Here is a 19,912-nt window from a genome sequence, read left to right on the forward strand (position 1 = left end):
ATAGGGCAGCCTCAGGAGACGGCGAGTGGCGGATAATCTCGATATAACCTCAGTACTGACGACACTGCGTGAGGATACCGACGATGAGCGTATTTCGCTGGGGGATATTGTCAGTTCGCTGGAAGGGCGGGGCTTTGGTCCGCTACTGATGGCTCCGGCACTGATCGCATTTTTACCCAGTGGTGCCATACCCGGTATACCGAGTTTATGTGGGATTCTTATTGCCCTTATTGCAGTACAGAAAGTATTTGGGAAAAGTCATCCCTGGATTCCATCCCGTTTACGCAAAGCAGACTTCGACCGGGAACGCTTCAGTGAGGGCGTTGATCAGATCATCCCAGTGACTAAGCGAATTGACCGCTTGTTCAAGCCACGGCTGACGTTTTTATTCGGCCCTGTCATCAGTCGCTTAATTGCAGCTTTGTGCGTTATTTTTGGCTTGTTAATGATTCCGCTGGAGCTCATCCCGATGGCTGCAGCAATCCCGGCACTTGCGATTATTTTCGCTGCCATTGGCTTGAGTACCCGCGATGGGGTTATGCTGGTTCTTGCCCTGATTCTTTTCTCTGTTGCCGGTTATTGGGCCGGTACTGAATTTGGCTTTCTTTGAGTCTGGCTCTAAGCTCGGAACAGCGCGAGAGGTCTGAGTAGAGTCGGGCGATAACTTAATACCTGGCCAACGATAAAAGCAGCAGTTGCGCTTAGCATGGCCCAGACAAGCACTGCCATTGAGGCGTGGTCAGCCTGAAGGCACGCCAGACCAGACAGCATGACGCAAAACCAGCCCAGGCTTCTGAGAATACGCGAGGCGGGCTTTCCGTCCGTCACCTGCTTCCAGTGTGACTTGAGAGACAGCGCGAACCAGCTCATTGCCAGCAGCATCAGTACAAAGGCGATTGTTAACCATGCTGCCTCATTCATAAGCGGTTTCTCCTGTAGCTATCTCTTCTTGTCCGGCTTCCTGTTTGCTTTGTGTTTCATTCATTGCGGACATCTTTTTTACTGTCAGTAGAGCGATGAGGCTTCCCGCTAGCAGGCTGAGGTCGACACCCGCGACTGCCCAGTAGGGATCTGTAAAGATTGTTTTAATTAAATGGTCTCCGGTACTGATCCAGTTCGCGATGACCGCGACAACCCCCAGGAGGGCAATTAGCATCGTCTGCTCTTTCCAGGCGGGATTACTTTTCGCCAGAGCAACAGGAGCACTACGCCATGCTGCGTGCAGGAACGACAGCGCCCACACAGACCAGAAGACAATTTTCTCTATCTCACCTTTGCCTTCCGTTGCTGCAGGAATAAAGCGGTTGGCGATCAGCATTGCGATGGCGGCGATGACCATGCCGGTCACTGTGGTCACTGCAAATGCGTCGACAACTCTGCTTCCCTGAGAACCTGCTTTGGCATGCTGCTGCTTGCGCTTTTCGACAAAGAACATAAACCCAGTAGCAATACATGCACAGCCGAGCAGGCCTCCAATAACGTAGAGCCAGCGTAGGAACCAGTGCTCAAAATGCTGGAGGTGCAGGCCGGCGAGAAAATCGCCAATTGATTCGGCAAGACTGTGAGGGGGATCTTCGCGGAGCACTTCCCCCGTAACCCCATTAAAGTGGATACCTTCACCTACGAGTGCAACGCGATCGCTACCCGCGCGATAAATGCTTACATAGGCATTCCGGTCGCCGACATGGTGCATCTGCAAGAAGCCGACTTCGCCAGCCATGTCTCTTGCTGCCCAGCGACGTTTCGCTTCAGCGACCATCGCATCGACAGAGGCCATGGGTGCAGCAATGCCAGCGCGTTCATGAGGTAACCCCATTTCTTGCGCTTCAATTTCCTGCTGAGCGCTGTGCAAGGGTTCCAGCATGGTGTTGGTGACGGGCATATAGTAAAAGGCGACGAAGATAATCAGGCCGGTAAACGCAAAAAAGAAGTGGAACGGCAGTGCGACCACACCTGTCATATTGTGCATATCGAGAATGCTGCGCTGCTTACTTTTATGGCGGCGGAAGGTAAACAGTTCACGGAAAATCTTACGGTGTATCCATACGCCGGAAATAAGAGCAACCAGCATAAAGAAACCGGCAATGCCCACAATGAAAAAGCCGAGGAAGTTCCAGTTAATATTCAGGCTGTAATGCAGCGGATAGAACCATTCACTCCCGATTTTAAGGTGATGATCCGGGACACTGGCACCAGTACGAGGATCGATCGTGGTATTGCCGTGAATATGGTTGTGACCTTCAGTGTCGGCAGGAAAGGGAACCCGGAAACCCGCGCCCATACGTAAGACAGGGTCGCGATGGGTGGTGTAAGCCCAATACTCATCCGCCGGTAGTTCCAGTCGGGGCGTCATCTCGCCAGCGCTGGCATCATGGTATTTCGGCATCATGCGATTGTATTCTGCTTCATCCGGTTCGATGCGCTCGAACACACCCATCAGCAGGTTGTCGAAAGACGGCATTGGTTGCGGATCAAAGCGGGTCTCAGGGATCGCCCAGCGATCAATCTCCCGATCGAACACAGACAGTGCTCCGAAGAAGAAACAGACCATCAGGACGAAGCCCAGAATCAGGCCGAGCCAGGTATGCAGCCAGGCCATGCCCTGGCGAGTGCTATTGAATTGCATGCTCAACCTCCCTGAGTCAGTAGAACGGATTGCAACCAGATTGATATGCCTGTCATAGCAACGCCTCCGCCATAGGCAATGGCATGCGTCAGCAAGGTTTTCCGGCTCAGAAACAGCCAGAAGAACACGAGCAGGAAGACAGGGAAGGCCAGAAGAAATGCAGTGTGCTCTGCGGTATGAAAGCCCCAGCCAAGGGCGACCGTTGCGGTGACCGTCAGGGCAACGAAGCCCCAGGTGAACAGGTAGCCACCAATGAAGGCAATAAGAACCGGGCCAAGCGACCTGCGGGTGAAACTTAAAAGAGTCGACATAAATCCTACACGATTGTGGGTATGGTATTTCGCTTGTGATAGTACAAGAGATAATGGTTCGCATTCAATTGTTATCGTGAAACTCATCGGCCAGTAGTAAGGTCATTGTCAGGTGTTGTGTTTTTGCAACGGGGAGTGTGGTATTTGTGGCCTGAAAGAACATATCGGGCAGGGGTGCTGCTATTCTGAGGAATAAGTCGACAGGAGACGTATTTATGCGAGTTGGCGTACCAAAAGAAATAAAGAATCACGAGTATCGGGCAGGGTTGACGCCCGACAGCGTCAGAGAGCTGGTACATCGGGGACATGATGTCTTTGTTGAAACGGGCACCGGAGAGGCGATAGGTTTCACCGACGATCTCTACCTGAACAGTGGCGCTGAAGTAGTCAGCAGTGCTGCCGAATTATTCGATGTTGCTGAACTCATCATTAAGGTGAAAGAGCCGCAGGCGTCTGAAGTAGAATTACTTACGTCCAAGCACACTTTATTCACATATCTCCATCTGGCACCTGACCATGACTTAACTGACTCGCTTATTGCGTCTGGCGCTACCTGTATCGCATACGAGACAGTCACAGACGAGCAAGGGCGATTACCTCTGTTAGCACCTATGTCCGAGATAGCCGGGCGTATGGCTGTTCAGGCAGGGGCTCATAGCCTTGAGATGGCCGCTGGTGGGCGGGGAGTGCTGCTGTCAGGTGCTGCTGGGGTGCCAGCGGCTGAAGTGATTATTCTGGGTGGCGGCGTGGTCGGGAGCAATGCGCTTGCCGTCGCTGTGGGTATGGGGGCTCGTGTCACAGTGCTTGATACATCGATGAATCGGTTGCGTGAACTCGACTCTCACTATGGCAACAGAATAAATACCGTGTACTCAACGAGAACAGCGCTGGACGAACACCTGGCCCGAGCAGATCTTGTGGTCGGTGCGGTTCTTCTTCCCGGGGCTTCAGCCCCCAAGTTGATTAAGCACAGTCATTTGCATTCCATGAAGCGAGGCTCCGTCATCGTAGACGTGGCGATTGATCAGGGGGGGTGCGCTGAAACATCGCACCCTACAACTCATGAGTCACCAGTATTTACCGAAGAGAATATCGTCCATTACTGTGTGGCAAATATGCCTGGTGCCGTTGCGCGCACGTCTACGCTGGCGCTGAATAACGCAACGCTGCCGTTTATTCTTGCATTGGCCAATCATGGTGTGAAAGAGGCGCTGGTTGCAGATACTAACCTTTTAAATGGCTTGAATGTTTATCGAGGAGAGCTTGTCAGCCCTGAGGTTGCGGCGAGTCAGAATCGATCTTTCACAGATCGCCTGAGACTACTGTCGAGAAGTTGAGAGTAATTGATCTAATGATTTTTGAAAAATTACAGATGTCGGAACTTTGCAGCCTCGCCTTGGTCATTTAATGTAAGCTCAATAAATAAAAGCTTATGGAGATGATTATGAAACGTATTACATTCGCAATGCTCACTCTGATGTTTGGTCTGGTACTGGCAGGGTGTGAACAGGCCAAAGAAACGGCGGATACAGCCAAAGCCGAAGCCGAAGAAATGGCCGAAGCGGCAGGTGACAAAGCGGAAGACGCGATGCGCGCGGCGGAGGATGCTGCAGAAGAAGCCGCTGCTGCAGTCGAAAATACCTTTACCGATAAATCAGCTGCCGAAAAAGCAGCGGATAAAGTCTCTTCTGCCGCAGAGGATGCTGGTGAAGCAACGGAAGATGCTGCTGAAGATGTAGCAGATGAGATTGACGATGCTGCGACCGCAGCTGCTGAGTAACAGTTTCGATGCGGTGAAGTGAAGCGATTACGATAAAATAGCAGTTAGTTTTGCTTCACAGAAAAGGCCACTCTTCGGAGTGGCTTTTTTCGGCTAGGACGTTTTATACCTTTTCTTTTGTTTCCTTCTTTTTGGCCATATTTAACCAGCCCTTTCAGATCTGATCTCCTATACCTGACTGACCATTTTCAGCCCAGGATAAAAACATGACAACAGGACTTCGATCATACCGGCCACGCTACCTCACACTTGCCACAGCAATCGTATCTGCGGCACTCAGTGCGAATACTTATGCCTGGTATTCCCCCAAAGGAGCCGTGCCCGAAGAAAAACTCGAGCGAGTGGCTCGCGACTGGACTCGAGAGCAGGTTGATACTGCGGTTGTATCGAGTTTTATGAAAATTCCATCAACAAATCCAGCTGTGAATGCGACCGTTAGTGAAGGGTGTGCGTCTATACAGTTCGTGCGTCATAAATTACGCAGTGGCCCTGACAACGCTGCTGAGGCGGATGCAGCCTTGTTGATGATGCCCGGTGTAATCGAAGGTGCAAACGGATTCCACTACATTGCGCGCAATATGATTTATAAGGCGGCTATGCAACATGGCATTAGCCTTGAGGTGTGGGCAGTCGATCGTCGCTCAAATTGTCTGGAAGACCTGACGGGCGTTAATGCGGCTGAAGGTCTGACTGACGTCAGTGAAGCGGAAGACGTCATGATTGGTTATTACTACGAGGGCAAAGAAGTCGACGGCAAGATATTTGAAGGATTCAAGACGTCCCGCGATCTTGAGGAAGTCGTCGATTACGGCCTCGCCATGGCCACTGACGATATGTTCGCTGTGATGGAATATATGATTCCGGATCAGGCTACGCGTAAAGAAAAAGTCTTTGTCGGTGGTCACTCATTGGGTGGCCTGCACACCTCGACCTTCCTTGCCTGGGATCGGGACGGCGACAGAAGCACTCTCGATGATGCAGGTTATATGAATACGGCAGGGGCATTTGGTTTCGATACCTCGTTGCGTCCAGTGTATGCCAGCACTGAAGAGGATATGGTCGAATCAACCACCATGATCAGTTTGTCGGACTGGCTGGGAATTCAGCAGGAGGACGACGAAGCGGATCAGGCTGAGAGTTACGCAAACACGGTCAACCTTCTGCGTGACAACTATCTGCCACGTACATTAGCTGTCGAGGGTGCCTTTAACGCAGAGATTCTTGCCCTGCCAGAAGCCATGGCCCTACTTGCTGGTATAGCCCCAGAAGAAGAGAGCATGGCTCTTCAGCGGTTGCCACGTTCGCTGACGTTGAGAACACTTTTGGCTCTGGTACACAGTCGGGATATCAACGATTTCTTTTATAAGCCAAGCATTGATGACTTTCGCTACACCAACGAGGCCCTGGTCGGTCTGATCTTTGATGATAACTCAACCGTTCTGCCATTTATCAGCACCTCCCTTGGGTTCTTCGAAGGCGGTGGTATGGAAGAGCGCAAGGGCATTGCTGATCTGGTGGGGTCGATCGTACCAATTCTGGGTACCGGCGGCGGTGACGTTATTCCAACGCCTTATATCGCGACAGATGCTGGACCTTATCGCTGGCGTACGGGGGAAGGGCCGCTGTACGGCTGGGCCGACTTCGATGAGGTCGCGAGTAATTCAGACACCGAACATCAGGACGAGAACGGCGAGATTACCTTCACGAGCCGTCGTTCAGAAACCTCAGATATGGATGACTTCGTAGAGGCGCTCTACGCCGGTGAAACCAACCTGACTGAATGGTATTTCCCGACGCGTTTGTTGCTGGACCTGACTATGGCGGCACCTTATGACTTTGCCGAGAATTATGGCATGTATCTCTATCACCGTGATGGGGCAGCTAACGTTCCAAAAATTGAGTTTATCGCTGAAGAGGGCATCGGTGCCGACCCAGTTGGTGGTCAAGGTACGGACGACCCGATCGTTCTTGAGGGAATGAACCATCTGGACCCGATGTTCGCAGTGGCAAATGCGAGCGCGACGCACCCCAATCCGGTCATCGACAGCCTGCTGGATTTTGTCGAAAGCAACCTGAACTCATCTCGTCGATAATCGACCAAAGCGACACGTCCCGTAGGTGAAAACGGGGCGTGTCGCCACACAAAACCCTGTTACAATGAACGTCCTCAGTTCAGTCACGCCCAACGACCAGACAGACAAGGACGCCATGTTTCGCTTATACCATTCCAACGATCTTGAAGTCCTGAAAGAGCTCCTGCTCAACGAGATCCGTCAAAACCCACCCGGTGTTTTTGATTCAGAGCAGATACTCGTTCAGTCACAGGGCATGGCACACTGGCTCAAGCTTCAATTGGCCGACGGCCTCGGAGTAGCGGCTCAGGTCGATTTTCCTCTGCCATCGGCCTACGTCTGGAAGGTATTCAATACGCTCAAACCTGAGCTGCCCGAGCGTTCGCACTTTGAGAAACAGGCCATGGCATGGAAGTTAATGCGCCTTCTACCGGGGCTGAAAGATGAACCTGAGTGTGAAGGTATTGCCCGTTACCTCAAGAACGACCCTGATGGCCTGCGCTGCTATGAACTTGCTCATAAAATAGCCGACGTTTTTGACCAGTATCTGGTGTATCGCCCCGACTGGCTGCTTAACTGGGAAAAGGGCATAGACGGGATCGATGACAGTGATGTATCGGTTCATCCCTGGCAGCCGCGGGTCTGGCGAGCGCTGGTGGCTGACAGTCGGGCGTTGGGGAATAGCCTCGAGCACCGCGCCCGGCTGACGACCTCATTAGCGTCCATCGTTGCTGAAAATGGGCATCGCTTAAACGCTATGCCACAACGCTTATTTGTATTTGGTATCGCAGCTTTACCCGGTGGTTACTGGGATGTTCTTAATGCGATTTCTGGTCATATCGATGTGCATTTCTTCCTGTTGAATCCTTGTCGTAATTTCTGGGGAGATATTGTCAGTGACCGACAGAAAGCCTGGATTCTGAAGACCAACCCAGATGCGGAGAATTACCTAGAGCGTGGTAACCCGTTACTGGCCAGCTGGGGGCGTCTTGGTAAAGATTTTCTGACGCTTGTGCACGAAACCTCAGATGAAGGTCAGTTACAGGACGTTGAAGCGTTTACAGAGATTGAGCGAACAAGCCTACTGAAGCATATTCAGGCAGATCTGTTAGACCTCCGGGATGGTCAATCAGCGGCCTATCAACCAGCAGCTTTAAAAAGTAGCCGCTTCAAATCATCAATATCTAAGAACGATGAGAGTCTGAGGGTAGTCTCGGGGCACAGCCCGTTGCGGGAAGTTCAACGCCTGCATGACCAGCTCCTGTTCTGGTTCAACGACAACCCATCGCTTAAACCTCGCGACGTTGTGGTGATGGTGCCCGATATCGACCAGTACGCCCCCTATATCGATGCTGTATTCGCCAGCGCGCCCGAAGGTCATCGTGTTCCGTGGGCGATTGCAGATCAGTCGCAGGTTCAGGAGAACCCGCTACTCGATAGCGTCGTGTCTCTGATGAGTTTATTTGATAGCCGGTTGCAACTGACCGATGTGCTTGATTGGTTGGACGTGCCCGCCATACGTCGTCGGTTCAGCATTGAAGAGGGCGATCTCGAGGGCGTGCGTGCATGGCTTGATAACGCAGGTGTTCGCTGGGGGTTAGACAGTGATCACCGCAGTGACCTTGGTTTTCCTGCCTTTGGTCAGAACAGCTGGCGCAAAGGTTTGCGTCAGTTATTGTTAGGGTTAATGCTGCCCACCGCTGCTACAGCGCATCAGGGCGAAGATTGGCCAGTGTTTGGCGTAGAAGGTGGAGCAGCTGAGCTTCTTGGCCAGCTGATCCAGTTAATCGAAACTCTTGATCATTGGCGCGGCTATCAGTCTGAAACGCATACGGTAGAAGAATGGATGACCGCCATTCCTGAATTACTGGATGATTTTTATGAACCCGACCTTGATGAAGGTGTTCAGCTTCAGCGGGTCCGCGATGCTATTCAGCGCTGGGCAGAAGAACTCAGTGATGCAGCGTACGACCAAGCCTTATCACCTCAGGTGGTGCGCAGCTGGTTTCAGGAACATCTCGGTCAACAAGGTGGCTGGCAGCGTTTTCTGGCGGGTCCGGTAAACTTCTGTACCTTAATGCCGATGCGATCGATTCCGTTCAAAGCAGTCTGCCTGTTGGGAATGAATGATCAGGATTATCCGCGTCAGGTGACTCCGGTCGGTTTTGATTTAATGGTGCAGGGGCGAGCGCGTCGGGGAGATCGTTCCCGACGTGAAGACGACCGTTACCTCGTTCTTGAGGCACTGTGTTCTGCGCAGGAGAATTTCTACATCAGTTACCGCGGACGCGATGCCCGGGAAAACCACGAGTTGCAACCCTCGGTTCTGATCAGCGAACTTCTTGATTACATCGGTGATGCATATTGCCTTGAAGGTGATGAAAAACTACCTGCACGAGAGAGCCGGGAGCGACTGCGCAGCTGGTTAACCGAAGAACTTCCATTGCAGCCGTTTAATCGGCGCACCTATGAGCCTGAGCACATAAATGCCGTAGCTGGCTATCACAAATTATGGGCAGACGTGGCCAACACAGACCACAGTGATTCTGAATTCAGGCCATTCTATTCAGCCCCCGTGGCGATACCAGAAGGCTTCAGTCGTAAACAAGTACTGTGGAGTGATGTAAAAGAATCTCTGTTGAAACCCGCGAGCTTTTTTGTAAAACGCCGACTCCGATTGCAACCCGATCTCCATATGACGCAATCGCGCAATGAAGAGATATTCCAACCGGACGCACTGGAAAACAGTCTTCTGAAACAACGCTGGATACAGGATCAATTAGCCACTTCCGAACCCTCAGATATTCCTGACTTCACATACAGAGAACAGGCACTGGGCAGCCTACCGGTCAATGCGCTGGGAGACATCTACGTAAGCCGGATTGAAAATGAATTAGCGCCGTTACTTGATGGCGTTAAACATTTTATCTCCGGCGAACCAGACAGCGGCGCTCTGACCTTGCTGGTGAATGACCCTGGTATAACCGATGAGAATACGTCGACGGTTGAAATCAGTGGAGAGTATGCACAGTGCTGGAATCGCCAGCTGGTGTACTGGAGAGCCGGAGATTTACGTGGTGAGCATTTGCTGAACTTATGGCTCGACCTGGTGTTCGCGGCGGCCGCACAGCCGGGGCTGGTGGATATGGCGGTGATTGTCGGCGGTAAAAAGAAAACTGAAGAATTTATATTTGACGCACCCTCACAGGATGAAGCCATTCAGTACGTACGTCACTGCCTCGATCACTACTTTGCCAGCTGGACTGCGCCGCAGGACGCTGTCCCCGGGGTACAGTGGACGCTATTACACACCGATGATGCAAAGAAAATGGATACGCTGAAAAAACAGGCGGATAACGAATTTTCGGCATTTAACCGAACAGCAATGCAGCGCTGTTATCCAAACCTGGCAGAGACTCTCCTATCTGGTGGCCTGGAAGACTGGCTGGAAACACACCGTTGGATCTGGGCGCTTCCCGAACAATGTTTGCAGCAGGAGGCCGAAGCGTGAATAAACTCGACCTTCATACGTTTCCTCTTTTGGGGCGGTCGCTGATTGAAGCGAGCGCGGGCACAGGTAAAACCTACACGATTAATCAGTTATATCGTCGTGCCGTACTGGGGCATGGAATTAACCAGAAGCTTGATTGCACTCAGATTCTGGTGGTGACCTTTACTAATGCCGCTGCGGAAGAATTACGCGGCCGGATTCGTGCTGGCTTACGTGATGCCTTTGAGAATTTATTGGCTGCAGAGCAGGGGGTAATGCCTGACCCTGACATTCAGCGTTGGGTTAACGAACTACAAACCGATAAGGTCTCTTCTGAAGCACTTATAAAAGAGCTTCAGACCTGGTTGCAGCTAAACCTCGCCCAGATGGACGAGTCCTCTATCTGTACCATCCATAAATTCTGCGCGCAGATGTTGAAACGCTACGCGTTCGACAGTGGTGTGGCGTTTAACCAGGCATTAGAAGTAGAAGGTGAAGAATATCTTCGCCGCGCCTGTGAAGATATATGGCGTCAGCTGTGCTATCCGCAGAATCGGGACGTGCTTGAGTTTCTGACATCAGATTTCTCTGATCCGGATTCCCTGTTCAGGTATTTCCGCAGCTGGATGAATAAACCAGGTGTGCGTACTAAGCCGGATATCAAAGAAGACTTTGACGCGCTCTGGGGGCGTTTAAAGCAAACGTTCGAAGATGCTAAAAACCTATGGTTTCTTCTTGGACACGACAACATCGTCAAAGAGATCACTTCGGCCGATATCGATAAACGCAGTTACAGCAGTAAGAATTTTCCTAATTGGTTGCAGCAGGCCGGAGATTACTTCGCAGCAGGGCAGGCTTTGCCTATTCCGGCCAACCTGAACCGTTTCGGTTCAGTTATGCTCAGTGAAAAAACGAAAACGGGTGAGCCGCCACGTCATAAGCTATTTGAAAAAATTGATGAGCTGATCGAACTTGAAAGAACACTCAGGCAGTCTCAGGAGCTGACCTGGTTTCGTTCTATTTACGACCGTTACATTGACCTTCTAGAGCAAGCGGCGGTCGTCACCAGTAATGATCTTCAACGCCTTCTTGATAGTGCTCTGCAGTCTGAGCAGGGCGAAGAACTGGCAGCCCAGATCCGAAGATTGCACCCGATTGCAATGATCGATGAATTTCAGGACACCGATCCGGTTCAGTATCGAATCTTCAGTCGTATATATCAGTCTTCTGAGGTCAATGAGTCGGCTGCCGTAAATAACACGGATGATCAGCATGGCCTGATTATGATCGGTGATCCTAAGCAGGCGATTTATGGGTTTCGTGGTGGTGACATCTTTACCTATATGGCCGCCAGTAAACGAGTCGATGAGAATCGGCGATTTACACTGGATACGAACTATCGCAGTGATAGTCACCTGATTCATGCGGTAAATGCACTCTGGCAGAATCACGACAAGCCTTTCGTCTTTGATGACGCAATTCAGTTTTACCCGGTACAGGCCGGCGGTCATCACGATAAAAAGGCTCCCCTCTGGCAGCAGAATATTCCGACGGAAGCGTTACAGCTGTGGGTGGGTGATGATCCGGAAGAATCGAAACCAGAAGCCCAGCAACGAATAGCCTATGAGTGTGCTTCTCAGATTGGCGCTCTAATGTCGGGTGCCGCCAGTTTCCCGGTTAATGGTAAAAAGAATGCGAAAGGAAAGCCGGTTGAGGCCGGTGATATTGCCGTATTGGTTTTCTCCCGGTCACAGGCAAAGATTATTCGGGATGCGTTGACCCGAGTAGGTATTGGCAGTGTTTATCTGACGCGCGACAGCGTACTTGATTCTGTAGAAGCCTGGGACCTGTTAGCAATGCTTGAAGCCATTGCTCATCCCGGCAATGAAACCAGTGTGCGTCGGGCAATAGCTACCTCAATCTGGGGAGCAACAGCCGATGATCTGGTGCAGATGCAGGATGATGAAAATATCTGGGAATCTCAGCTTGCCAGCATGCACGAGTATCACCAGATATGGCAACGCCGGGGTGTCATGGCCATGCTGATGCAATGGCTCGAAGATGATGAGCGTGCCGTGCGTCTGCGCAAAATGGAAAACGGTGAGCGTGCTCTCACCAATATTCTCCACCTCGGGGAAATGCTCCAGGCACAAAGTCGTAAACTTCGTGGCCATCAGGCTTTGATTCGCTGGTTCAGTGAGCGTATAGACCCGGATTCTGATCGTGGTGAAGAAGCTCAGCTACGCCTTGAAACCGACTCACGCCTGGTCAATATTGTCACCATTCATAAATCGAAGGGGCTTGAATATCCTTTTGTATTTCTTCCGTACCTCTGGGCCGACAGTGCCAGGCCCAGACGCCAGAATACAGAAACGATTTACTTTAATGGTCGTGAGCTGGTACGCGATCTTGCACCGGATGATAAAGCAAAAGAATTGCAGGCTCGCGATACGTTAGCCGAGCAGATGCGGCTCTTATACGTTGCTTTAACACGGGCGAAATTCGGCTGTTATATGTGGCTGGCGAATGTGCAGACAGGCGCCAAAAATAAACGTGCGCCGATCTGGCTCGATTCTGCATTGGGTGAGTTATTAAGCAATGGTGGACGTATTGCTGGTATCGCTGACGTAGATATTGACGGCATGTTTATCGGTGAGCTGCCAGAGTGGCGGGTAGCCGGTCAGGCCGAACTTAATGTCCCACCTCCGCCGGTTGTTCCGGCAATCAATAAAGCGCGTTGGCGCGACCACTGGCGGGTGGGAAGTTACAGCCAGCTGGCTGCCCACTCTGCAAATTCTGCCGCCCACAGTGTTGAAGCGGCAGCGGCAGATTTAGGGCATTACTTTGACTGGGAGGCAGGTGTCACAGATGTCTCTTCAGTATCCGATGGCGAATTGCCGCTGGCTTTGCGTTTCCCGAAAGGTGCCAATCCGGGGACCTGTTTGCACGCAATTTTTGAACACTGGGATTTCCACGATAAAGAGGCTCTGCTTGATGTGTGCAAAGAGCAGCTGAATCTCTATGGCCTGCAGGAGCAGCCCGTCGACGAGGTGTCAGACTGGATTGAAAGTATCGTGAGTCAACCATTGGCACTTTACGATACGACTCTCACACTGAAAGACATTGAGCCATCGTCACGGTTGGATGAAATGGAATTTTATCTACCCGTGGGCCAGCTATCGGCGTCGGATATTGATGCTTTGTTAGGAGGTGATCAACGCTTCAGCTTTGAACCTTTAACCGGCTATCTGAAAGGTTTTATCGATCTTATTTTTGAGTGGCAGGGCCGTTATTACGTCGCCGACTATAAATCGAACCATCTGGGTGATCATTGGCGTAACTATGTGCCCTCGGCATTGCGCGATTCAATGCGTGACCACAGATACGATCTGCAGTCCTGGATTTATATGTTGGCACTTGATCAATTGCTCAGCCGTCGATTGCCTGATTATCAGCCGCAAAAGCACTTAGGTGGCAGTGTGTATTTCTACCTCCGTGGTATGGGAAGTCATTTCCGTAAAAGCGATCACAATACAGACCCTGATGCCGGCGTCTGCTTCACGCCCGTGAGTGTTGAATCTCTGCGCCAGTGGCGAAAAGCGATATTGCCAGAGCAAGCGCAGGAGGTTGCCCCATGAGTTGCCCAGTGAGCACCGATTACTTAAAGCTCTGGTCAGAAAGCGATCTTATCCGTGCGATTGATTATCAGCTGGCTCGTCAGGCAGTGGAGTGGGAGTCCAGATACGGTACAACCTCTCCACAAGACCAGCAGGCCTTAATATTGACGGCCTGTGCCGTAAGTTATGTCCTCGGCCGCGGACAGGTGTGTCTCGAATTATCAGCTTGGCCAAAAGCATTGGCTGTATCGCCTGAGCATCTACCGACGACTGACCAGCTGACGCGCTGTCAGACTGTTTCTATCGCAACGTCAGAAGCAGATACATCAGCACTGTTTGTCGTTCAGGGTGAGCGGGTCTACCTGAACCGGTATTTCCGATATGAGCAGTCGGTGCTGGAGCAGATACGTCAGCGCGTCAGCCCGGAAGGCATGCCGGCCAGTAAGGCGCTGGCGACGACGTTGCGAAAACTGTTTCCAGCCCCGGAAGCGGATATCGACTGGCAGGCTATTGCAGCCGCAACGGCCTGTGTTCAGCCGCTGTGTGTGATTACTGGAGGCCCCGGCACAGGAAAAACGACCACGGTGACTCGTTTGCTGAGTGCCTTGTTGAGTGAAAACCCGGATCTACGGGTTGCCCTGGCCGCGCCGACCGGTAAAGCTGCGGCACGCATGACAGAATCCATCCGCCAGGCCCGTGAGCGCGGTGGACTGCCGCATGCCGATGGTATTCCCTCGGTTAGTTTTACTCTGCATCGTCTGCTTGGCTGGAGCCCGCGAGGCTTTCGCTACCACCATGAACGTTACCTTCCGTATGACTGCATCGTGGTCGATGAAGCGTCCATGATTGATTTGCCAATGATGGCTCATCTGCTGAGTGCACTGGCTCCAAAGACACGTCTTATTTTTCTGGGGGACCGTGACCAGCTCGCATCGGTTGAGGCTGGGAGTGTGCTTGCCGATTTGTGCGACGCCGGTACAGAACACGGTATTACCGACGCTTTTGCCGCGCGACTGGGGGCGTTAACGGGTTACGACATGAGCGCCGTTATCGAAGCAGAATGTTCAATTATGCAGAATGCGATGGTCCAGTTGCGTAAATCCCATCGATTTGGTGAACACAGCGGTATTGGCGCTCTGGCGCGTGCGGTGAATCAGGGGGCCGTTCAACAGGCTGATCAGGTGTTAGAGGACCCGGCTTTTGCTGATGCAGTGCGCTTAGCGGTAGATTCTGAAGAGTGGCAGGCGCACGTTGTTGAGGGTTATCGTCAGTATTGTCGCCTGATAGAAGACGGCGCCTCGCCAGAGTGGATTCTTGATGCCTTCGACCAGTTTCAGGTTTTGGTGGCATTGCGCAGTGGACCAGTCGGGGTTGAAGAAACTAATCGACGAATTGAACGTCTGCTTAACAGAGCTGGTTTATTGTCAGACACCAGCCAGCTTTGGTATCCGGGGCGCGCAATCATGATTACCCGCAATGATTATGATGTCGGCCTGTACAATGGGGACATCGGTATTATGCTCAGGCACGAAGGGCAGGAGCGTGTTGTCTTCCGCGACGCGGAGGGTGGTTTGCGTTTCCTGTCGCCGGGCCGCCTGCCTAATCACGAGACGGCATTTGCCATGACGGTACACAAAAGCCAGGGGTCTGAGTTTTCTGCTGTGATGCTTCTTTTACCCGAAAAATGGCAGCAGGTGATTACGCGGGAGTTGGTCTATACGGCCATTACCCGAGCAAAAAAACAATTCTGGTGTCAGGTAGGGAACGCCTGCTGGCAACAGGCTTTGAATTCCAGAACAGAAAGAGCAAGCGGCCTTAGAGACGCGCTCTGGAGCAATAACGACGCACTATGAATGACAGTCGAAAAACAGAAGATAATGCGCAACAGAACGCATTAACAGGATCGCAGAAAAAAGCGCAGAAAAAGGCGCAGAAAAAGTATCCCAAGTATGTTCGTCATCGGGCTAAAACTCCCTTGTGGCTGAAGCTGCCGCTGATACTCGTTGCGGTTCTGGTCAGTATTTACCTGCTGGTGTTTGTTGCCGCTCCTTTCTTTGCGCTGCGCTACGTCGAGCAATGGTATGCCGAGCAGGGAGAAGGGCAGTCGCTTCTTATTGGTGGTTGGACGCTGTCACCCTTCACCGGCGAAGTCGAGCTGCGGGACGTCAGTGCGGTCTATCCCGTTAAGGATTCAGAGGCAGAGGTCGGCGCTGATTTTATCGGTATTAACGTCAACCTCTCTGCGTTGCTCGATCAGACAATCCATATTCAATCCGTGGGTGTGAGCGGATTAAAGTTTCGCGGAAAGCAATCCGAGGAGGGGCTCTCCCTGGCGGGTATCACTCTGCCGGGCTCTGACCAGGCTGAAGAAGCAACGCCTGACAACGGTGAAGTAGCCAATGAGTCGGGCGATCAGGAGAGTGAGCAGGCGAGCGATCAGACAGGCAGCTCCGGGCCTCTTCCTGAAGGCTGGTCACTCCGGGTCGACGATATATCGCTCACAGATGACTTGATTCAGTGGCAGCAAGCCGGGCTGGCAGTCACCGTTGAATTAAGTGAGTTATCGACGGGCTTGTTCAATTCGGCAACCGACGATGCAACGCCTCTCACTTTAGATGTCACTCTGCGCGAGCTGAGTGTTGCCATCGGCGAGGAATCTCTGGTATTGCGTTCCCCAGTCACGCTCCGCCTTCAGGCAGAGGCTCAGAAGGTGTTAACCCAACCAAATATTTCGGGTGATATATCGCTGACTGCACTGGCACTCGATGCACCGGGTATTGAAGGCGTGGAATTCAATGCGCTGGATATCAAAGGTGCATCTTTCAATCTGGGCGAAAGTGGTATGACCGCAGGTCTCAGATCTTTACTACTGAAAAATGTGCAGGCTCAGTTACCGGATGATGAGAAAGCGCAACTGGACCAGTTAATGCTGAGCCAGGTGAGCTGGCGCGCCAGTGAAGATGACGTCTTGATTAAAGAACTTTCACTCGAAGGCTTCAGTGGCAACCTGGCCGGGTTCCCGGAGTTATCGCTTGCGGCCTTTACTACTTCAGAAGTCAGAGTCGAAGGACTCTCTACTCAGCCTGTTGCTGATATTGGCCGTGCCGCACTCGACACCTTAAGGGCACGTCACCCTGAAGCTGGTGTTCTGCAACTGGGTAACCTGACGGTTATCGGCGTTCAGGCAAATGCAGATGAGCAGAAAGTATCCTCTCTGGAACTGAATGCACTGAGCGTGACACCGCCGGGTGAAGAAGTGCCGCTGGCGTCATTGGCGCATTATCAGATCACCGATATTACGGCGACCCCGTCGGGTTTTGCATCAGGCGTACATCAGTTTTACGGGCTGGTGTCTAACGTGACCCGTCTTGCAGACGGCAGCATTAAAGGTGTTCCTCAAGCTGAGGCAGAGGCAACTCCTGAGTCTGGCTCTGGTACAGATTCGTCCGCCACTGAAGATACGACGGATGAGACAGCTACCGAAGCGGTGCCTTTCAGAGTTCAGATTGCCGGTATTCAGTTGCTGACAGAGGGCGATGATATACCCGCTACAACCTTCAACTGGACCGATGAAGCGGTAACACCGACGGTAAATACCAGCGGTAAAGTACTGGAGCTTTCGACGGGAGCAATTGATACCGAGCAGCTCGAAAGTGGCGTTGACCTGACATTGTTGCTTGCTCTGGATACCTACAACCGTATCCGTGCCAGCGGAAAAATGGGCGTGAAAGGGGATTATCCAGAGGGCAAGCTTGAGGTCGATATCGACCAGCTCAACCTGGTCGATTTCAACCCTTACCTCGTCGACGCCATGGGTTATCGACTTAAAAAAGGCATGTTAGGCGTTGACTCAATCATCAGTATTACCGACGGTCAGCTCGGAGGTAATGTGCTGATTAAGCTGCAGAACAGCAAGTTTGAGCCCGCAGATGAAGAAACTATCGACCGCCTGAGCAAACAGATATCCATGCCGGTTGAAACGGCACTGTCAGTGCTGAAAGACGACAACAACAATATCCGCATCGACGTACCGCTATCGGGCGACATCACTCAGCCGGATGTGGGCATTAACGATGTCATTAATCAGGTGAGTCGCAAGGCACTGCGTACCGCGACCCTCTACTATCTGAAGCAGTCTCTCGTGCCATACGGTCAGTTGATCAGTATTGCATCCCTCGCGGGCGATCAGTTGTTTGCGATCCGTCTCAATAACCTTAACTATGAACCTCAACAACTGGAATTGAATGAGGAGCATACCGCTTATCTGGATACCGTGGCTGATATGATGTCGAAGAAACCTGAGCTTGAGCTTCAGGCGTGCCCGGTCGCAGGCCCGCAGGAAGTCGAGGCATGGGGAGATGCCTGGTACAGCGAGGCAGTGAAGCGCGGTGCGGCCGTGAAAGCCTATCTGGCTGAGAAGCAGGACAAAAACGATAAGTCTTTATCGGGCCGGGTCACGGTCTGTGCGCCTCAGAAAGGAGACAAGCCAGAGGTTATTCTCGGCGTCTAGTGCGGGTTGCAGAATGCTTATGGCGCTATCTTGCTGATTCGTATGCAATTTCTTCAGAAAGGGTTGCGTAATGTGAAGCGCCTGAGTAATATACGCACCACTTCAGGACTATAGCTCAGTTGGTTAGAGCGCTACCTTGACATGGTAGAGGTCCCCAGTTCGAATCTGGGTAGTCCTACCAGAATTTAAAAAGCCGCTGCAGCAATGCAGCGGCTTTTTTGTTTCTCTTCCTAACTACTTTGCTATCCGCGATACAGGCCTCGCCAGCAAAACCAAGAGGGCCTCTACACTCCGAGCAAATGAGCGGCTAATACCAGCTCCTCGACCCGTTCCTCCAGCGCGTTGGCGATATCAATACGCTCGAACCGCGAAAGAGTGTCTGCATTACCCAAAGCTAACGCATTGAGATGCAGACAAGGCGTGAGTTGATCAAAGTCTCTGAGGTCGCCACGTTTTACCACGGGAAGAAACGGGCCGCGGAGTTGTTTGCGAACGAGCTGAAAGGCAGTTTCTAAGGGCAGTGTTCTGGATTTCTGATTTTTCAATCTGAGATTAACACCAACACCATCAGGCGTCGGATGCAGTAACAGGCCCGTCGCTTTTACCGATTTTTCTGGGATGTGAGAGTAGGTGGCCGTAAAGTCGGCAGGGTCAGGAAGAATGACCACTGAGGTTTTTGTGAAGTAAGTATCGTAGTCAGAGTAGACCTGACGAAGGGCTGGGCTGTATACGGGAAGAAACTCACTGAGGTTCAGAAGAAACTGCTTGCCGAGTTCCTTCGCCCTCATTTCTTCCAGCGACCAATGAAGGTCTGCTGTAATCGCCAGTTTCCTTTCTCGTAACCCTGCCACCGGGAGACCTTGTGTCAAAATAATGGCTAATTCTTACCCATTACTCAGTCAATTGGAAGGGGCTTTGTCCTGATGGGAGAGACTTAATACTGGATTGGTACCAGGACTAAGACTAGGGCCAGGCCACTACTTCTGTAGTGGCCTGAATGGATTCCCAGGGGGTTAGTTGATAGTCAGTCGCCGCTGAGATTCCTGCTGCACTTTTTTCGGTAAAGTCAGTTGCAGGACGCCATCTTTATACTCCGCTGCGGACCTTTCAATATCGACGTCCTGTGGCAGCTCAAAGCTACGGGATACCGAACCGTAATAGCGTTCGCTGTGCAGCACGCGTTGATCATCGGACGTACTGTCTTTCTGTTTTATTTCTGCCTTAATTGATACTTGTGCGCCATCGATATCAACATGAATATCCTCTTTTGATACGCCGGGAATATCGGCATGTATCAGGTAATTTTCACCAGCATCAGTGACATCAACCTTCACGCTCTTAGGTAACGCATCACCATGAAGCGGTTTTACGTAAAAGCCAGATGCAACATCGCGGAACAGATCATCAAACAGAGATGAACGATTAATTAAATGAGTCATAGAAGTTTCTCCACACCAAATAAAACACTCGTGCGCATTGCGCATTTAAAGGTTTCGCCTGGCGGAT

General features: G+C 51.7%; 13 protein-coding genes and 1 tRNA gene. 9 read left to right on the forward strand and 5 right to left on the reverse strand.

Translation table 11 applies throughout. The features are described from left to right. The first annotated feature begins 25 nt into the window (after positions 1–25). The gene (locus tag BW941_RS05765) at positions 26–610 is read left to right on the forward strand and encodes an exopolysaccharide biosynthesis protein (RefSeq protein ID WP_076514690.1); all 585 of its coding nucleotides are present in this window, start codon (positions 26–28) and stop codon (positions 608–610) included. Between the two features lie 8 nt (positions 611–618). On the opposite strand, the gene BW941_RS05770 is transcribed toward BW941_RS05765, so the two are convergent. The 3 genes from BW941_RS05770 to BW941_RS05780 are packed head-to-tail and all read right to left on the reverse strand — an operon-like array spanning position 619 to position 2,937. Beyond that, a complete protein-coding gene (locus BW941_RS05770) occupies positions 619–921 on the reverse strand; it encodes a DUF3325 family protein (protein ID WP_068437715.1) in 303 nt (100 codons plus the stop codon). Next, the gene (locus BW941_RS05775; protein WP_076514691.1) at positions 914–2,626 is read right to left on the reverse strand and encodes a PepSY-associated TM helix domain-containing protein; all 1,713 of its coding nucleotides are present in this window, start codon (positions 2,624–2,626) and stop codon (positions 914–916) included. The genes BW941_RS05770 and BW941_RS05775 overlap by 8 nt, the downstream gene beginning before the upstream one ends. 2 nt (positions 2,627–2,628) lie before the next feature. Next, positions 2,629–2,937 carry a hypothetical protein gene (locus BW941_RS05780; RefSeq protein WP_076514692.1) on the reverse strand — a complete coding sequence of 103 codons (309 nt, stop codon included), beginning with the start codon at positions 2,935–2,937 and terminating at the stop codon, positions 2,629–2,631. 215 nt (positions 2,938–3,152) lie between these two features. Here BW941_RS05780 and ald point away from each other — a divergent pair, with 215 nt between their 5' ends. The 8 genes from ald to BW941_RS05820 all read left to right on the forward strand — a co-directional run bounded on the left by ald (position 3,153) and on the right by BW941_RS05820 (position 18,587). Then, positions 3,153–4,274, forward strand: coding sequence for an alanine dehydrogenase (ald, locus tag BW941_RS05785; RefSeq protein ID WP_076514693.1), 1,122 nt, complete (start codon positions 3,153–3,155; stop codon positions 4,272–4,274). A gap of 107 nt (positions 4,275–4,381) precedes the next feature. Further along, a complete protein-coding gene (locus tag BW941_RS05790; RefSeq protein ID WP_084188678.1) occupies positions 4,382–4,717 on the forward strand; it encodes a hypothetical protein in 336 nt (111 codons plus the stop codon). 206 nt (positions 4,718–4,923) lie between these two features. Further along, the gene (locus BW941_RS05795) at positions 4,924–6,810 is read left to right on the forward strand and encodes a hypothetical protein (protein WP_076514694.1); all 1,887 of its coding nucleotides are present in this window, start codon (positions 4,924–4,926) and stop codon (positions 6,808–6,810) included. Between the two features lie 115 nt (positions 6,811–6,925). Then, positions 6,926–10,300, forward strand: a complete 3,375-nt coding sequence (recC, locus tag BW941_RS05800; RefSeq protein WP_076514695.1) for an exodeoxyribonuclease V subunit gamma — start codon at positions 6,926–6,928, stop codon at positions 10,298–10,300. Then, complete coding sequence (gene recB / locus BW941_RS05805; protein WP_076514696.1) at positions 10,297–13,917, forward strand: exodeoxyribonuclease V subunit beta; 3,621 nt, start codon at positions 10,297–10,299, stop codon at positions 13,915–13,917. Before recC ends, recB begins: the two co-directional genes overlap by 4 nt. Continuing rightward, positions 13,914–15,749 (forward strand): exodeoxyribonuclease V subunit alpha, encoded by a 1,836-nt coding sequence (gene recD, locus BW941_RS05810; RefSeq protein WP_076514697.1) that lies wholly within the window; start codon positions 13,914–13,916, stop codon positions 15,747–15,749. The genes recB and recD overlap by 4 nt, the downstream gene beginning before the upstream one ends. Further along, a complete protein-coding gene (locus BW941_RS05815) occupies positions 15,746–18,406 on the forward strand; it encodes a DUF748 domain-containing protein (RefSeq protein ID WP_076514698.1) in 2,661 nt (886 codons plus the stop codon). Before recD ends, BW941_RS05815 begins: the two co-directional genes overlap by 4 nt. Before the next feature lie 104 nt (positions 18,407–18,510). Next, a tRNA-Val gene (locus BW941_RS05820) sits at positions 18,511–18,587 on the forward strand. A gap of 103 nt (positions 18,588–18,690) precedes the next feature. Here the strand turns inward: BW941_RS05820 and BW941_RS05825 are convergent. Together BW941_RS05825 and BW941_RS05830 are read right to left on the reverse strand one after the other, a co-directional pair. Continuing rightward, on the reverse strand, positions 18,691–19,257 hold the full coding sequence (locus BW941_RS05825; protein WP_068437741.1) for a hypothetical protein: 567 nt from the start codon (positions 19,255–19,257) through the stop codon (positions 18,691–18,693). Between the two features lie 162 nt (positions 19,258–19,419). Beyond that, positions 19,420–19,845: an Hsp20/alpha crystallin family protein gene (locus tag BW941_RS05830; RefSeq protein WP_076514700.1), complete on the reverse strand. Its 426-nt coding sequence runs from the start codon at positions 19,843–19,845 to the stop codon at positions 19,420–19,422. Positions 19,846–19,912: the final 67 nt, after the last annotated feature.

Origin of the sequence: Thalassolituus maritimus, from assembly GCF_900156675.1 — a bacterium.
Classification (GTDB): domain Bacteria; phylum Pseudomonadota; class Gammaproteobacteria; order Pseudomonadales; family Oceanobacteraceae; genus Thalassolituus; species Thalassolituus maritimus.

Bases quoted from the DNA above. Each gene is read 5' to 3' on its own strand.
- BW941_RS05770 (WP_068437715.1), bottom strand. From the start codon at position 921: ATGAATGAGGCAGCATGGTTAACAATCGCCTTTGTACTGATGCTGCTG.
- BW941_RS05775 (WP_076514691.1), bottom strand. From the start codon at position 2,626: ATGCAATTCAATAGCACTCGCCAGGGCATGGCCTGGCTGCATACCTGG.
- BW941_RS05780 (WP_076514692.1), bottom strand. From the start codon at position 2,937: ATGTCGACTCTTTTAAGTTTCACCCGCAGGTCGCTTGGCCCGGTTCTT.
- ald (WP_076514693.1), top strand. From the start codon at position 3,153: ATGCGAGTTGGCGTACCAAAAGAAATAAAGAATCACGAGTATCGGGCA.
- BW941_RS05790 (WP_084188678.1), top strand. From the start codon at position 4,382: ATGAAACGTATTACATTCGCAATGCTCACTCTGATGTTTGGTCTGGTA.
- BW941_RS05795 (WP_076514694.1), top strand. From the start codon at position 4,924: ATGACAACAGGACTTCGATCATACCGGCCACGCTACCTCACACTTGCC.
- recC (WP_076514695.1), top strand. From the start codon at position 6,926: ATGTTTCGCTTATACCATTCCAACGATCTTGAAGTCCTGAAAGAGCTC.
- recD (WP_076514697.1), top strand. From the start codon at position 13,914: ATGAGTTGCCCAGTGAGCACCGATTACTTAAAGCTCTGGTCAGAAAGC.
- BW941_RS05815 (WP_076514698.1), top strand. From the start codon at position 15,746: ATGAATGACAGTCGAAAAACAGAAGATAATGCGCAACAGAACGCATTA.
- BW941_RS05830 (WP_076514700.1), bottom strand. From the start codon at position 19,845: ATGACTCATTTAATTAATCGTTCATCTCTGTTTGATGATCTGTTCCGC.